Origin of the sequence: Kaistella yananensis (genome assembly GCF_026107505.2) — a bacterium.
Taxonomy (GTDB): Bacteria; Bacteroidota; Bacteroidia; order Flavobacteriales; family Weeksellaceae; genus Kaistella; species Kaistella yananensis.
In genome coordinates this window covers 636574-651458 of record NZ_JAPCHZ010000001.1, presented here as the reverse complement: position 1 = coordinate 651458, position 14885 = coordinate 636574, and the positions used below count along the sequence as shown (strand labels likewise).

General features: G+C 38.5%; 15 protein-coding genes. 1 reads left to right on the top strand and 14 read right to left on the bottom strand.

Features of this window, described 5'->3' with window-relative positions; translation table 11 throughout:
- Nucleotides 1–2 precede the first annotated feature (2 nt).
- The 14 genes from OK344_RS02885 to OK344_RS02820 all read right to left on the bottom strand — a co-directional run bounded on the left by OK344_RS02885 (nt 3) and on the right by OK344_RS02820 (nt 14130).
- Nucleotides 3–728, bottom strand: a complete 726-nt coding sequence (locus tag OK344_RS02885) for an SDR family NAD(P)-dependent oxidoreductase (protein ID WP_265143361.1) — start codon at nt 726–728, stop codon at nt 3–5.
- An 11-nt stretch (nt 729–739) separates the two neighbouring features.
- Nucleotides 740–2059 (bottom strand): FAD-binding oxidoreductase, encoded by a 1320-nt coding sequence (locus tag OK344_RS02880; RefSeq protein WP_265143360.1) that lies wholly within the window; start codon nt 2057–2059, stop codon nt 740–742.
- Nucleotides 2059–2943: a decaprenyl-phosphate phosphoribosyltransferase gene (locus OK344_RS02875; RefSeq protein ID WP_265143359.1), complete on the bottom strand. Its 885-nt coding sequence runs from the start codon at nt 2941–2943 to the stop codon at nt 2059–2061. Before OK344_RS02875 ends, OK344_RS02880 begins: the two co-directional genes overlap by 1 nt.
- 93 nt (nt 2944–3036) lie before the next feature.
- Entirely contained in the window at nt 3037–3729 is a 693-nt protein-coding gene (locus OK344_RS02870) for a YiaD family glycine zipper/OmpA-like lipoprotein (RefSeq protein WP_265143358.1), read from the bottom strand.
- 15 nt (nt 3730–3744) lie between these two features.
- The gene (locus OK344_RS02865; protein ID WP_265143357.1) at nt 3745–4224 is read right to left on the bottom strand and encodes a lipocalin family protein; all 480 of its coding nucleotides are present in this window, start codon (nt 4222–4224) and stop codon (nt 3745–3747) included.
- A gap of 105 nt (nt 4225–4329) precedes the next feature.
- On the bottom strand, nt 4330–6060 hold the full coding sequence (locus OK344_RS02860; protein WP_265143356.1) for a S8 family serine peptidase: 1731 nt from the start codon (nt 6058–6060) through the stop codon (nt 4330–4332).
- A gap of 9 nt (nt 6061–6069) precedes the next feature.
- Nucleotides 6070–6681, bottom strand: a complete 612-nt coding sequence (locus OK344_RS02855) for a WbqC family protein (RefSeq protein ID WP_265143355.1) — start codon at nt 6679–6681, stop codon at nt 6070–6072.
- 62 nt (nt 6682–6743) lie between these two features.
- Nucleotides 6744–8396 carry a signal peptidase I gene (gene lepB, locus OK344_RS02850; RefSeq protein WP_265143354.1) on the bottom strand — a complete coding sequence of 551 codons (1653 nt, stop codon included), beginning with the start codon at nt 8394–8396 and terminating at the stop codon, nt 6744–6746.
- A gap of 73 nt (nt 8397–8469) precedes the next feature.
- Complete coding sequence (gene dapB, locus OK344_RS02845; RefSeq protein WP_265143353.1) at nt 8470–9171, bottom strand: 4-hydroxy-tetrahydrodipicolinate reductase; 702 nt, start codon at nt 9169–9171, stop codon at nt 8470–8472.
- Between the two features lie 19 nt (nt 9172–9190).
- A complete protein-coding gene (locus OK344_RS02840; RefSeq protein WP_265143352.1) occupies nt 9191–9820 on the bottom strand; it encodes a DUF5683 domain-containing protein in 630 nt (209 codons plus the stop codon).
- Nucleotides 9821–10708, bottom strand: a complete 888-nt coding sequence (locus OK344_RS02835) for a ParB/RepB/Spo0J family partition protein (RefSeq protein WP_265143351.1) — start codon at nt 10706–10708, stop codon at nt 9821–9823.
- Nucleotides 10709–10759: 51 nt separating this feature from the next.
- The gene (locus OK344_RS02830; RefSeq protein WP_088468771.1) at nt 10760–11533 is read right to left on the bottom strand and encodes a ParA family protein; all 774 of its coding nucleotides are present in this window, start codon (nt 11531–11533) and stop codon (nt 10760–10762) included.
- A gap of 170 nt (nt 11534–11703) precedes the next feature.
- Nucleotides 11704–12519: an energy transducer TonB gene (locus tag OK344_RS02825; RefSeq protein ID WP_265143350.1), complete on the bottom strand. Its 816-nt coding sequence runs from the start codon at nt 12517–12519 to the stop codon at nt 11704–11706.
- Between the two features lie 324 nt (nt 12520–12843).
- Entirely contained in the window at nt 12844–14130 is a 1287-nt protein-coding gene (locus OK344_RS02820) for an adenylosuccinate synthase (RefSeq protein ID WP_265143349.1), read from the bottom strand.
- Between the two features lie 173 nt (nt 14131–14303).
- Here OK344_RS02820 and OK344_RS02815 point away from each other — a divergent pair, with 173 nt between their 5' ends.
- Complete coding sequence (locus OK344_RS02815) at nt 14304–14858, top strand: phosphoribosyltransferase (RefSeq protein ID WP_088468768.1); 555 nt, start codon at nt 14304–14306, stop codon at nt 14856–14858.
- Nucleotides 14859–14885 lie beyond the last annotated feature (27 nt).

Genomic DNA, 14885 nt, shown 5'->3' with positions numbered 1-14885 from the left:
CTTTAAAGTTTTAATTTTTTAAATATAAACTCCGGTATACTCTTAATAATCAACATAATAATTCCCCAAACCGGCAAAACATATGCTGTGTTTTTTTTCTTTCTAAAAGCTTTATAAATTCCTTCTGCAGCCTGTTTTGGCGTTGCGGTAAGTGCAGGATTCAACGGTAAACCTTCTGTCATTTTGGTGTCCACAAAACCAGGTTTTATGGTAAGAACATGAACTTTTCTACTAAAGAGATAATTTCTTAAACCGCTTAAATAAGCCGATAATCCTGCTTTTGCGCTGCCATAAATAAAGTTGCTCTGCCTCCCGCGGTCTCCTGCGACAGACGAAAGCACAATTAAGGTTCCGGAGCGCTGTCTTTCCATTTTACCGGCAAAAAAGTTGAGAACAGGAATTAGTTTCGCGTAATTTATATCAATAATTATTTCAGTATTTTTATTGTTATACAGGCCTTCTTCCGTGTTTTCGCCCAAGTATCCTGTAGCGCAAAACAGTAATTCGGAATTGATCTCATCAAGCTGAGTATAGTCGATTTCCTTCATCAAATCAAGTTCGATGATTTCGGTACGCTGAAAAAACTTGACATCAAGATGGAGGGCAAACTTTTCTGCAGTTCCGTGATTTGAGGTGAGAAGATAGATGACCGAGTATTTTTCACCAGCTTCTAAAACCTTTTCTACAAAGGCCTGGGCGATTTCTGAATTGCTGCCGAGAACGATCATATTTTGTAGATTTAATTGCTGTTGCTGAGGATTCTCTTGTGTTGCACCGACACAAATTTAGGATTCTGAACGTTTCGAAGATAATTGGTAAGTGATGATTTGCTCATACTGTCTTTGGTTAAATAAATCCTGCCGCCAAATTCTTCTACAATTTCATCTAAATCTGAAACCAATTTTGCAAGCTTCGGATTTACTTTAAAATCCAACGCCAATGTATACCCTTCCAGAGGGAAAGAATTGTAAGCTGAAGGATTTTCTTTGCCGAAAAGTTTCAGAACCGCGAGGAAAGATCCGTTTCCGCTTTTGGCGATGGTTTCAAGGATTTTTTTCATGCCCGCTTTTCCTTTCTCCTTCGGAATTACCATTTGGTACTGGATAAACCCTTTCTTTCCGTAGATTTTATTCCAGTCATTCACCACATCCAAAGGATAAAAAAAGGTTTCGTAATCCACAAAATTCTTCACCTCTTTTTTTTGTTGTTTATTGAAATACAGATAGTTGAATAACTTTACACTCCATTTATTAAGCATAAAATCAGGAAAATAGAAAGGCACTTTTGGAATGAATTTCTGTTTTAGCCTCAGTGGATTCTGCTGCAATTTCTTAGGAAGTTCATGTTTAAAAGCATGTTCGCCACGCATCATGATACTTCTGCCGATATTTTTTCCGGTTTGCAGGCAATCAATCCACGCAACATTATACGTCCAGGACTCGCTTTCATCAAAAAGTTTAAAAATTTCATCGAGATTTTCTGCCTTGATGGATTCCTGGCGGATATAGGCAGTCTCAATATTCTTTAATTTGAATTTTGCAGAGAGAATAATTCCCGTAAGTCCCATTCCGCCAATTGTTGCCCAGAATTTATCCTCATTTTGAGTTCTTGAACACGTAATGACTTCGCTGTTTTCATTGAGCAAAGAAAATTCCTCCACATATTCGGAAAAACAACCTTCGGCATGATGATTTTTGCCATGCACGTCCGAAGCTATAGCTCCACCGACGGATATAAATTTGGTTCCCGGAGTTACGTAGAGGAAATAGCCCTGCGGCACAATTACTTCTAAAATTTCAGAAAGTAAAACGCCTGACTCGCATTCAATGACACCGTTTAAACGGTCGAAACTGATGAATTTATTAAGCCGCTTGGTTGAAAATATATGTTCTGAAAGGGAAGCGTCGCCATAACATCTGCCGTTACCACGGGCAATAACTTCATTATTGTTTCTAACGAAATCTTTTATTTTCTCAATAGAATCTTCTGACTTTATTTCCTTTTCCACCACAGGGAAATTCCCCCAATTTGTTACTTTCTGTATAAAATTCGGTTTCATTATTTGAAATAAATTTGAAGTAAAAATGCAGCGAGCCAAAGCACCAAAGTGACCTGAATATATCTGTCGCGGTATACTATTTTTGTTGGCGATTCGGTTTTATTATACACGAGCGTTTGCTGCAGATATCTTAAAAACGCAAATACAACAAAAATTACAGTATAAAAAACCCTGGAATGGAATTTCTGCTGAACTTCCGGTGAAAGCGTAAACATTAAATAACAAACGATTGCAAGGGTACAGCTTATTGAAAGCGCGATATCGGCAAACTGAACATTGTAACCATCGAGTGCCCGACGGGTTTTTCCGGAAATCTGCGCATTGATAAGTTCGCCTCTTCTTTTACCGATTGCCAAAACCAGCGCCAGAACGAATGTTAGCAGAATTGCCCACTGAGAAATATAAATACCTGTCGCATATCCGCCTGCCAAAACCCTCAGCACAAAACCTATGGCGATGATACAAACATCGATTATGGCGACATGTTTCAGTTTGAAAGTGTAGGCCACATTCATTAAAAAATAAAATACCACGATGGTGGCGAACTTCCAGAAATTATTCTGGAAATATGCCCCGCCGCAAAATATCAAAACTGAACAAAGGGCAATTAATCCTATAAAAATAAAAACCGCTGTAGGCTTTGAAATCGCTCCGCTTGCGAGTGGTCTTTTGCTTTTTTCCGGATGTTTTTTGTCGGATTCAATATCTGAATAATCATTTAAAATATAAACTGTACTGGCCGCAAGGGAAAATACTGCAAAAGCAAAGAAACTTTTGATCAGCAAATCGGGATTGGTAATATTTCCGGAAAAGAAAAGTGGCGCAAAAACGAAAAGGTTTTTCACCCATTGTTCAACGCGAAGCAGTTTTAAATATTTCGTCATTCGTATTAAAGAGTATCACAAAATTAGTGATTTTAAAATAAAAAAATCCGCCGAAGCGGATTTAAAAATATAATGATTGTGATTTGGTCTTATTTACTGACCGGTTTTTGCATCGTTGATCATTTCTTCATTTGCGGTAATCGCAAATTCAACACGTCGGTTTTCTGCTCTGCCTGCATCTGTATCATTAGAAGCGACAGGTTCTTTTTCACCAACCCCCATTGTAAACATTCTGCTTGCTGAAACACCCTGAGAAACCAAATAGTTTTTCACTGCTGCGGCTCTTCTTTCAGATAGAGAAAGGTTATAAGCATCTGTCCCCTTACTGTCGGTGTGTCCATAGATATTAATGTTAGTATCCATGTTATTTTTAAGAACCTGAGCCAACTTGTCTAAGTTTGCTTTAGCTGCTGATGTTAAATCTGATGAATCGAAACCAAAGTTTACCATATTTTCTTTCATGGTCACTTTAATACCTTCTCCTACTCTTTCAACTTCTGCACCCGGCAAAGTTTCTTTAATTTCCTTGGCCTGTTTATCCATATTTCTACCGATAACATTACCTGCAACACCACCAACGATTCCTCCAAGAACTGCTCCGGCTGGTGCATTTTTGCCTTTTCCTAAGTTGTTTCCAAGAACTCCGCCAATTACAGCTCCTGCTGCAGTACCGATTACAGTACCTTTCTGTTGGTTATTGGCATTTTTTACTGCTTCGCAACTTGTTAACATCATTGTAGATGTAATGAAAAGAGCTGCTATGTTTGTTGTATTAAATAGTTTCATTATTATAATTTTAGATTATTTCATTCCTGTTCTTGCAAAGTTATATACAATTCTTACGTTTTGACCACCTGACGGAACGTTTTGTTCTAAACTGAAAGAATCTGTTGTTTGGCTGATTAAGTTTAAAGAGTAGCCTTGGGTTACGGATTTTGCTTTGGTATCTTCCAGTAATTTTTTGAATTTAAATTCGTTACCGTTTACCACTTCAAATTTAATTGGCTGAATAACACTCGGGCAGGCACCACCTCCGTTAAGGGTATAAGATCCGCTCCAGTTATTAGGAATTAATCTCCAGTGGCTGCCTACGAAACATTTTGCATCTGCACCTTCATCAAAAGGCTTTACACTGTAATTTTTGTCGTAGTCGACACTTGTGATTTCCCAATCTCCTTTTAGCTGTAAAAATTCTGCTCTGTTTGCCTGAGCGGTTTTTGCTGTGGAACAGGAAATGCTGATTGCAGCACCTAAAATTCCTGTAAGTAGTATATTTTTCATAGTAGTAAAATTATAACTACTAGTTACAAAAAACCGTGCCAAGTTTTCTACTAAACGAGAAAAGCCCGAATAATTCGGGCTTTTTATAAATAATCTAACAAATCATTAATTTCGTCTTACGGTTTTCTTCACCGTTTTCTTTGTCGTTTTCTTTACAGCTTTTGGTTTTGCTGTCGGTACAGGTGTTCCGGCTTTATAGAAATTTGTGAATGCATATTCCGCGGCTTTACGAAGGTCAATGACTCCGCCAGCTTCAGAGATCAAATCGAATCTGTTGTTTGTATTGGAGTTGATCATTGCATTAACAGAAGATTTGTTGGATGTTTTCACCAATGCTTCAATGATCTGTTGCGGTTTTAAATTCGGCATATATGCCCAAAGAACAGAGGCTGCACCGGCAACTACAGGCGATGCCATTGAAGTTCCCTGCAGATACTCATATTTACCATCCGGAACGGTAGAATAAATTTTATCTCCCGGCGCGAATACATTCACCATTTTTTGGTTATAGTTGGAAAAATCTGCCCGCAGGAATTCATTATTATTCGTAGAAGCTCCCACTACAAGCATGTTATTGATGAAGGGTTTAGCATCTGTTACCTCTTTAAAATTTGTTGGATAATAGACATTTTCAGCAATATTTTCATTTTCGTTGCCTGCAGCTTTAACCAAAAGAACGCCTTTGTCCTGTGCGTACTTAAAGGCATCCCAAACTACTGTTTTACCCGGAGAAACAGGCTTGCCAAAACTCATATTCAGAATTTTAGCACCATTATCTACAGCGTATCGAATTGCATTTGCGACATCTTTATCACGCTCATCACCATTCGGAACAGTTCTTACGGTCATAATTTTAGCCGTTTTGTAACCAACTCCGTACTGCGTTTCTGAACCTTGCGGATAACCTGCAATGATTCCTGCAACGTGGGTTCCGTGCTGGGCATCGGGACCTTCATAATGATTGTTGCCGTAATATTTCTGAGTATAATCTTCGTAATTATCACCAACCACAGATGCTCTTGGATCGAAATCAAGGTTATACTGCTGTGTGGCCTGCGGTGTGTAATAATCTAAAGCTTCTTTCATTTGCGCCTCCAAAAACTTCTGAACATCTGCAGGAGATTTTCCTTTTACAGAAGGATCCTGAGCGACCTGACCAAGCACTGATGCTGCCATTGCCTGCTCCTGGGTAGTTGGTCTTATTGCTGCCACCGCCTCTGGAGTCAGATTCTGGCCATTCAACAACTTAACCATATCCGGAATCATTTTCTGAATTCTGGAATAAGTTTCGTAACCCTGCTTTGCTTCGATGCTTTTCTTGGTGAAGATTTCTTTGGATTTCATGTACATTGCAAATTCTTCGGGCATTTTCGCCTGATTTGCTTTGTTTGTGGCAGAATTTGGACCTTCAAAAAGTGATTGGTATTTTTTTACCACTCTGGTCACTTCCATATTGTCAATATCAATATCACCATTTTTTCCACCAATGAAATTCCAACCGTAGATATCATCGACATAACCGTTTCCGTCGTCATCTTTTCCGTTGTTTGGGACTTCATTAGGATTTTTCCACATGTTTTTAATTAAACCCGGATGATCAACTTCTACCCCACTATCAAGAACGCCCACAATTACAGGCTTTGGTTTTAAACCTTTGGATTCAAGATATTTATAAGCATTTTGTGTATTAACTCCGTAAGTATTTGAAGAAGAAAAATCTTTGTGATACCAGGTCATTAAATCTTTGTCCTTCATGGGATCCAAAGCAACGTCGGTACTTTGGGCAAAAGAAGCAACTCCTGAAAGGAAGGCAGCTGCAATAAGTATTTTTTTCATTATAAATTTTTATTTGGTCTGAATATTCTTTAAATATGTCAAAGTTTCCGGTCCTTTGTTACAAATCAGATCCAGAATTGAAAGGTCTTTCTCGAACCCCAACTTATCACTGAAGGTTTGGTAATATTCTTCCATTTCAAATTCTGTTTCTTTTTTAGCTGAAAATTTCTCACGATAATTCTCTTCCAACGGAATTTTGACATAGTCATTATTCAAAGAGTATGCCTTTTCGGTCTTCAGAATATCCTGAATAATTTTTAAGGCATTCAGATTAAACTCAATCAAAGAATCCGTTTTAAATTCAAATATTTTTTCAAGTTTTTCCTCATAAAATTCAAAATAAGGAGAGCGCTGATACGCAGTTTTTATCGATTTCCAGTGAAGTTGCTGCCAGTTTTCGCGGTGAGAAATTTCGGTTTCCTTCATTACGCACTTTCGCGTGTGCCTCGTGGGAATGATTAAAGACAATCTTCCGTTGGCACCATAAATATTGGCCCTGTTCCGATAGGTTTGTTTCGGAAAGTTTTCGCATTGCTCCAAAACCACCTCGTTTTCATCCTTCAAAAAAACCGCAAACCACGAAATGGGCGGCAGATAAAATATGGGTAATAAAATTTTCATAATCGGTTTAATAAAAATCCCCCTCCGATGGAGAGGGATTGTATTTATATCAGGATAGATTATTAGTCTTCGTTATTTTTCTTTTTGAAGAGTTTAGCAAAGTAATCCCAGCCAAAAAACAGTACTAAAAGTATCACGGCTACCCACCAGTAAGATGTCTTGTTTGCTTCGCCGGTGTTGGTGGCTTTGAACATACGGTCCCAACGGATTTTTTTACCTTCCGGTTGGTAAGATGAGCTTTTATCAGAAAACAGGCCTTCCACACTCATCCAGGTAAACATCGGGCTGCCGACAATATTTTCTTCCGGCACGAACCCGAAAAACCTGGCGTCGAGTGAAGCATCTCGGTTGTCCCCAATCATCATGTAATAATCTTGTTGAATCGTGTATTGAGTCGTTTCTTTACCGTTGACAAAGATTTTTCCGTTTTTGTTTTCGAGTTTATTATGCTCATATTCTGAAATAATCCACTGGTATTCAGGTAAAGTTTCCTGATTTAAAGTTACCACATCTCCTTTTTTAGGAATTTTCAATGGTCCATACCAATCCTGATTCCATTTTTTATTAATTGGGAAAATAGACTGAGTCGTATCTAAATTCTTCGTATAGCTGTCTCTTGCGGCATTCACTTTATAGGAAAGCGCTGCCGAATCTTTTGGCCAGATGTGTTCTTTAAGCTCGATAACCTGTGGCAATTCTTTTATTTCTTTAGCCGTTTGATCGGTCAGACCTTGAAAATCGTACAAATAACCTGTTTCTGTTTGTATCTCCTGCACAGGCAAAAAACCGTATTGTCTGTAAAGCGCCGGAATATCTAATTGGCTCCCTGTAGTTGCAATAAATTTGTGCTGTTTCTGCTGATCTCCTAAGATCGTTTCCGGTTTTCCGTTTACGAAAAGTCTTCCGGCTTTAATTTCAATAATATCTCCGGCTACAGCAACACAACGCTTTACGTAAGGATCTTTTCTGTCGATTGCTTTATGAACCGAATCCTGAGGATAATTAAAAACTACAATATCATTTCGCTCAGGTTTGCTGAACTGAAAAATTCTGGCATACGGTAATTTCACTGCTTCCACATACGATTTTGGATCATCTTTCGGGTTGCCTTTTTCGCCTGTATCCATAATGGTTCCCTGCAAGAACGGAATTGCCACAGGACGCATCGGCATTCTGAATCCATAGCTCCATTTATTCACAAACAGGAAATCGCCTACCAAAAGCGTTCGTTCCATGGAACCTGTCGGAATTCCGAAAGGTTGGGTCATGAACACGTGAACGATTGTCGCAAAAACGACAGCAAAAGTGATGGAACCTGCAAAAGACTCTTTCTTTTTCTCACTTTTCTCGTCCTCAGTTAAATACAGTTCGTCCTCAGTTTCTATCTCTGGATCTTTCGAATAATTGATGAAAGCCATATAAATGAAAGGAAGAATCACAGTAAGTAACCGCTGCGAGAAGGTGCTCTTACCGAAATGTTTCATCAGAAACAAATGGAAAACGGTCATCATAATAGGCCCGACAATCGGAAGATAAGCCATCGCGACCCACCATTTCGGGTGGCCGGTTTCTTTCTGAATGATATAATAATTATAAAAAGGGACAAAAGCAAAAAGCGGATTGTAACCCATTTTTTTATAGAGTTTCCATGTAGAAATCCCCATCAGAAGAGAGAGGATTAAGACATAAACTGTATAAGTGAGAAAATAATTCATAATGTGGTTTTGGTGGTTGTTTTAATGGCTTATTAGTTAGCAGGATATTGTAACTGTTACAAAATAATTTTTACTAAGAGAAAAGAACATCTTTCATGGAAAAGTTTCCTGTTTTTCCCTTAATCCATTCCGCGGCAATTACAGCGCCCAGTGCAAAACCATTTCGGGAGTATGCCGTATGTTTTATCTCGATTTCATCGACCTCACTTCTGTAAAAAACGCTGTGCGTACCGGGAACCTCATCTTCACGGATTGCAAAAATTCCCAGTTCCTTATCTCTGGTTTCATCGAGCTTCCACCCTTCAAATCTATTGTCATTTTTGATGATTCCTTCTGCAAGAGAAATCGCCGTTCCGCTTGGAGCATCTTTTTTGTGAATATGATGAATTTCTTCAAGCTGAATATTATAGTCAGGAAAATTTTTCATCAGATCAGCCAGTTTTTCATTCAGTGCAAAGAAAAGATTTACTCCCAAGCTGAAATTCGAGCCATATAAAAAAGAGGTATTATTTTCAGCAGCGATTTTTTCTATTTCAGGCTTCTGATCGAGCCAGCCTGTCGTTCCGCAAATCACCGGAATTTTATTCTCCAGGCAGGTTTTAATATTGTTAAAAGCCACTTCAGGATTGGAAAATTCGATGACTACATCAGCATTATTCAGGTTTTCTGAATTTGGAGATTCATTAAGTCTTGCCACGATTTCATGATTTCTTTGGGTCGCTATTTCATCAATAATTTTACCCATTTTTCCGTATCCTACCAGTGCTATTTTCATACTTTCCGTTGATTTTGCTTTAAAAATTATAACTTAAACTAAGACCTGCTTTTGAATTCTGTTTTCCGAATTCATCATAAATTACCGTAGGCTGCAAAGCAAGATCGGGATCCTTTCGGCCTTCATAAAGGTGTGCGTCCACTACCGCGTCTACGATATTGAGTATGTAAACCAAGCCGGTAACCGCGATGGCGTAATCGCGCTGCCGCTTTGCCCTGTCCTGCGTTCTTCCCAAAGCTTCTGCTGTAATTCCGGGAATGTCGGAAAATTCATGAGTCTGCCCGTTGAGCTGCGCAATAAATGCATCCCGGTATCTGTTATACTGTTTCTGGTTCCAAAGGGTAATCCCGATTCCGGTACCGATTCCGCCCCAAACGATTGGGATTTTCCAGTATTTTTTGTTGTAATACTGGCCGAGTCCAGGTAAAACAGCCGAATATAATCCTGCTTTTGTGGGATTGAATTTTGCCACAGTTGGCGCAGCGTTGGATTCCTGAATTTCGGTATAAACTTCGATTTCAGATTTTGGGGTTACTGCAGAGATGGAGTCTGTAGGATAATTTTCAACACGAATTGTATCTTTCGGACTTACCTGTGCGAAGATTTTCATTGAAAACAGTAGGACGAAAAGTACCGTTAGTTTCTTCATTTATCTGAAATGTGAAAGAATATTTTCGAGCTCTTCTTCGTTTTTGAAATCGAGTACGATTTTTCCTTTTTTTCCGTTAGCAGCAGCTTTAATTTCAACTTTTACGTCTAAAATATCGGCAAGATTTTTCTCGGCTTTTTTAATATGATTCGGGACTGCGGCTTTCTCTCTTTTGGGTGAATTATCCGGATTCTTAAGCCGGTTAGACTCTTCTTCTGCCTGGCGAACGCTTAAATTATTCTTCACAATCTTGGCAAAAAGTTCTTCCTGCTTCTGCGGATCATCCAAACTGATGATTGCACGGCCATGGCCTGCCGAAATTTCTCCGCTGCGGATCGCGTTCTGCACGTCCGGATTCAGCCTTAAAAGACGGATAGAGTTGGTGATGGTACTTCGTTCCTTCCCTACACGCTGACTCAAATTTTCCTGAGTCATCCCGATTTCTTCCAGAAGTCTCTGATAAGTTAAAGCAATTTCGATGGCATCCAGATCTTCTCTCTGGATGTTTTCAACCAAAGCCATTTCCAGCAGTTCCTGATCATTAACCAAACGGATGTAGGCAGGAATAGTTTCCAAACCTGCAATTTTACTTGCACGGAATCTTCTTTCGCCGGAAATAATTTCGAATTTACTGCCGTCTTTCCTTAAAGTGATGGGCTGAATAATGCCTAAATTTTTAATCGACTGCGCTAAATCATTCAGGGCTTTTTCATCGAAATATGTTCGCGGCTGCGAGGTATTCGCGTAAATATCATCAATAGAAACCTGTACGATATTTCCCACAAACTTATCAGCTCCTTCATCGGTAGCGGAGTTTACCGTAGCTTTGGATTCGGCACTTAAAATAGCGCCCAAACCACGTCCCATTGCTCTTTTCTTGTCTTTCATTTTTTATGAATGATGATTTTTTATTATAGCGATCCGTATTAAAAGTCCAGTTTAATTTTTTACTAAGTTCTCGTTTTTCAACAAAACCTCTTCAGCCAGCTGAAGATACTGTATCGCTCCTTTGCTTTCTGCGTCGTAATTCAGGATACTTTCACCGAAACTTGGTGCCTCGCTTAAACGCACATTTCTGCTGATGATGGTTTCGAAAACCATTTCCGGGAAATGAGAATTTACTTCTTCCACCACCTGATTCGAAAGTCTTAAACGGGAATCAAACATCGTCAGCAATAATCCTTCGATATCCAGATCTTTATTATGAATTTTCTGCACATTCTTAATGGTATTGAGCAGTTTCCCCAAACCTTCAAGCGCAAAATACTCACACTGAATCGGAATAATCACGGAATCAGCCGCAGTTAAAGCATTAATTGTGATTAATCCCAAACTTGGTGCACAGTCGATAATGATATAATCGTAATCTTCTTTTACAGATTGCAAAGCTTCTTTCAGCATGTATTCACGGTTTTCGCGGTCAACAAGTTCGATCTCTGCTGCCACCAAATCGATGTGGGAAGGAATAATATCCAGATTTGGAGAAGCGGTTTTCTGAATACAGTTTTTCGCATCTGTACTGTGCTCCAATAAATTGTAGGTTGAGAAATTAGCTTCATCAATCCCCAGTCCTGATGTTGCATTAGCCTGAGGATCTGCATCAATCAAAAGGATTTTCTTTTCCAGAACTCCAAGTGCGGCTGCCAAATTAACCGCAGTAGTTGTTTTACCAACGCCGCCTTTCTGATTTGCAACCCCTATAATTTTAGCCATTAGTTAAATTTTAATCACCAAAAATACACTTTTTTATCATTTTCGGATGATTGTTAATAACTTGGTTTAAGTTAAAGTATTGTTAATTAAAGCTTTATAGCGGAAAAAAATTATCCACAAAACCTGATATTTTGTGGATAACTGAAAATTAAGAAATTCATGCTGAGCTTTTACTCAAACTGCATAGAAATTGGGAATTTAAAATAACTTCGCACATACGCCCCGTTGAGTTTTGCAGGCGTCCATTTTCCTTTGATTTTTTTGATGGATTTTTCTGCTTCTGCATTAAAATCCTTATTGCTTCCATTTGCTTTGATGTTCGAGATGGTACCGTCTTTTTCCACAATAAAAGTGACTGTAGTTTTCATAAGCCCAAAAGAGTCGTCGAAATCCTCTGAGTTAAAATTCTGCACGACCTGCGCCCGAAAGGAATTAATTCCTCCATTGAAACCCGCTTCAACATCTACCCTATCAACCGGAGTATTATCCACTTTTTTCGGAAGTTCAGGTATAATTGGAGTAGTGATTTGCGGAGTTTCTACAACCTGCGGAGTAAGTACAGGCGGATTATCCAAACTAGTATCAATGCCCGGTGCCGCATAATTTTTTTCGTCTGCAGTTATGGGTTTCGGTTCCATCGCGTCTCGTGTCGGTGTTGCAACACGGGAATCGTAAGTATTTACTTTTGGTGCAACTGGAGGCGCAGGTTTAATAACATCAGGCTCTTTATCTCTGATAATTGGGATCGGTGTTAAATCATGAATAACTGGCGGCGCCGGAAGCACTGTTTCTTTCACCATTAAAGCATTAATTAATAAAGGAGTTAAAGCAATGGCCGCAAAAAAGGCGACTCCTATAAAGAGCGACTTTTTCATAATCAAGCCTTCTTCGTTTCGCAGCACGTACGCTCCATAACTCTTGTTCCGGTTTTCGAAAAGAATCTCATTAAACCGAGATTCTCTGTCAGAAGTTAAAAAATTTTTCATGATCCTGTAATTTAAATGTTAAATAATGCCGTATTAAATTATCTAATTTGAATTAAATTTTTAATACTTTTAAATAATCATCAAAAAACAAACCAAATTTTTAACAATTAAAATTAAAATATATTCTATCCATAACAATATGAAAATTTTATACTAACCCAAACTGAATTTGATGACTAGCCCAGACGAATTGATTTAAATATTTCTTTCTTAATATGTTTATGGTTAAAAATATTTAAAATAAATTTTTAACATATTAGAAAAATACCATAAAAAAGCTGCAATAATTTCTTACCGCAGCTTTTTGATATTTCTAAATAACCTTTAAAACAACTCTTTACGGATGATGTTCTGACTTCTTTCTGGTCCTACAGAAACCAAATATACATTGATTCCTAAATAGTTTTCAATAAACTCAATGTACTTTTTGGCGTTTTGCGGAAGCTCATCGTAGCTTCTAACTTTCGTAATATCTTCAGTCCAGCCTTCAAGCTCCTCGTAAATCGGCTCGTATTTATAGAGTTTTGTTGTGGATGAAGTGAAATAATCGATGATTTTTCCGTCCTCAGTTTTATATTTAGTTGCAATTTTCAGTATCGGAATACCGGAAAGCACATCTAATTTAGTGATAACCAGATTATTGATTCCATTGATCATCGTCGCATGTTTCAGCGAAACCAGATCGAGCCAGCCGGTTCTTCTTGGTCTTCCGGTAGTTGCCCCAAATTCGAAACCAATCTGTCGGATGTTTTCGCCCAGCTCATTATCGAGTTCTGTTGGGAAAGGTCCCTCACCTACTCTGGTGGTGTAAGCTTTTGCAACTCCGATTAAATTCTGCAGACTTGTCGGGGGAACACCCGCACCGGAACAAACCCCACCGGTAGTAGGCGAAGACGAAGTTACATAAGGGTAAGTTCCGAAATCAATATCGAGCATTGCAGCCTGCGCGCCTTCAAAAAGAATGTTTTTTCCGTCGTGGATGGCCTGGTTAAGTTCAACTTCAGTATCTACGATTCTGTCTTTCAGTTTTTCACCCAGCTCGAGGAATTCTTTATAAATTTCATCAAATTCTAAAGTAGGTTTTTCAAAATATTTCTCGAAAAGAGAATTTTTAATTTTAAGATTTTTTCGGATTTTTTCTTCCAGAACTTCAGGATTCAGCAAATCTACCATTCGGATGCCGATTCTGGCGATTTTATCTTCATAACACGGTCCGATTCCTTTTTTTGTGGTGCCGATGTGCGTTCCGCCGGCTTCTTCTTCACGGTAGGTGTCGAGTAAAATATGGTAAGGCATAATCACGTGGGCTCTGCGGCTGATAAAAACATGATCTGTTTTCATCCCTTTTTCTTCAATTTGCCCGATTTCTTTAAGAAATGCTTTAGGATTTACTACAACTCCGTTGGCAATGATACATTTCCCTTTACACTGCAGAACACCGGATGGAAGAATATGCAATACAAATTTTTCTTCGCCCGCATACACTGTATGTCCTGCATTATCACCGCCCTGAAAGCGTACCACGTAATCGGATTTTGCCGACAGCACGTCTGTTATTTTACCTTTACCTTCGTCCCCATACTGAAGACCTACAACTACATAAGTTGACATATTTTACTTTTTTTTAGATTTCTACAAAAATAGATTTAATTAAGGTTTTGCGCAAAAGTTTTAACTCTAAATAATACCATCAACCTCTGTAAATGGATCAATTTGAATGGTCTGTAATTTATAATTCAAAAAAATTCCTTAAAAAACCTTAAATTTGCATTTTGTAAATATATATGGAGTCCATTCAAATTCACGACAAAACTTTTGTTCCGTATCTTAAAGATGCTGAAATACAGGAAATCGTAAAAGCAACCGCGCTAAAAATCTATGAAGATTACAAAGATGAAACCCCAGTATTTATTGGTGTTTTAAACGGCGTGATCATGTTTTTTTCTGACCTGCTGAAACACTATCCCGGGAAATGCGAAATCGCTTTCATCCAGATGAGTTCATACGCCGGAACCCAGTCTACAGGAATCGTATACCAGAAAATGGAACTTACAAAAGACATCAAAGACCGGCATATTATTTTAGTTGAAGACATTGTAGACACCGGAAACACCGTAGAAAGCCTATTTCAGTATTTCACAGAAACCCAGCGTCCCAAATCGGTAAAATTAGCCTCTTTCCTTCTGAAACCTGATGTTTACCAGAAAGAATTTAAACTTGATTACATCGGCAAAGAAATACCGAACAAATTTGTTTTAGGTTACGGTTTGGATTATGATGAACTGGGCAGAAACCTCAGAGATTTGTACCAACTTGAAGAAGGCAGGATAAACGAATAAGTAAAAATTGAGTATCAACACTCAAAT

What these genes read in the sequence shown, in the direction of transcription:
- OK344_RS02885 (WP_265143361.1), bottom strand. Translation starts at nt 728, where the DNA reads ATGATCGTTCTCGGCAGCAATTCAGAAATCGCCCAGGCCTTTGTAGAA.
- OK344_RS02880 (WP_265143360.1), bottom strand. Translation starts at nt 2,059, where the DNA reads ATGAAACCGAATTTTATACAGAAAGTAACAAATTGGGGGAATTTCCCT.
- OK344_RS02875 (WP_265143359.1), bottom strand. Translation starts at nt 2,943, where the DNA reads ATGACGAAATATTTAAAACTGCTTCGCGTTGAACAATGGGTGAAAAAC.
- OK344_RS02870 (WP_265143358.1), bottom strand. Translation starts at nt 3,729, where the DNA reads ATGAAACTATTTAATACAACAAACATAGCAGCTCTTTTCATTACATCT.
- OK344_RS02865 (WP_265143357.1), bottom strand. Translation starts at nt 4,224, where the DNA reads ATGAAAAATATACTACTTACAGGAATTTTAGGTGCTGCAATCAGCATT.
- OK344_RS02860 (WP_265143356.1), bottom strand. Translation starts at nt 6,060, where the DNA reads ATGAAAAAAATACTTATTGCAGCTGCCTTCCTTTCAGGAGTTGCTTCT.
- OK344_RS02855 (WP_265143355.1), bottom strand. Translation starts at nt 6,681, where the DNA reads ATGAAAATTTTATTACCCATATTTTATCTGCCGCCCATTTCGTGGTTT.
- lepB (WP_265143354.1), bottom strand. Translation starts at nt 8,396, where the DNA reads ATGAATTATTTTCTCACTTATACAGTTTATGTCTTAATCCTCTCTCTT.
- dapB (WP_265143353.1), bottom strand. Translation starts at nt 9,171, where the DNA reads ATGAAAATAGCACTGGTAGGATACGGAAAAATGGGTAAAATTATTGAT.
- OK344_RS02840 (WP_265143352.1), bottom strand. Translation starts at nt 9,820, where the DNA reads ATGAAGAAACTAACGGTACTTTTCGTCCTACTGTTTTCAATGAAAATC.
- OK344_RS02835 (WP_265143351.1), bottom strand. Translation starts at nt 10,708, where the DNA reads ATGAAAGACAAGAAAAGAGCAATGGGACGTGGTTTGGGCGCTATTTTA.
- OK344_RS02830 (WP_088468771.1), bottom strand. Translation starts at nt 11,533, where the DNA reads ATGGCTAAAATTATAGGGGTTGCAAATCAGAAAGGCGGCGTTGGTAAA.
- OK344_RS02825 (WP_265143350.1), bottom strand. Translation starts at nt 12,519, where the DNA reads ATGAAAAATTTTTTAACTTCTGACAGAGAATCTCGGTTTAATGAGATT.
- OK344_RS02820 (WP_265143349.1), bottom strand. Translation starts at nt 14,130, where the DNA reads ATGTCAACTTATGTAGTTGTAGGTCTTCAGTATGGGGACGAAGGTAAA.
- OK344_RS02815 (WP_088468768.1), top strand. Translation starts at nt 14,304, where the DNA reads ATGGAGTCCATTCAAATTCACGACAAAACTTTTGTTCCGTATCTTAAA.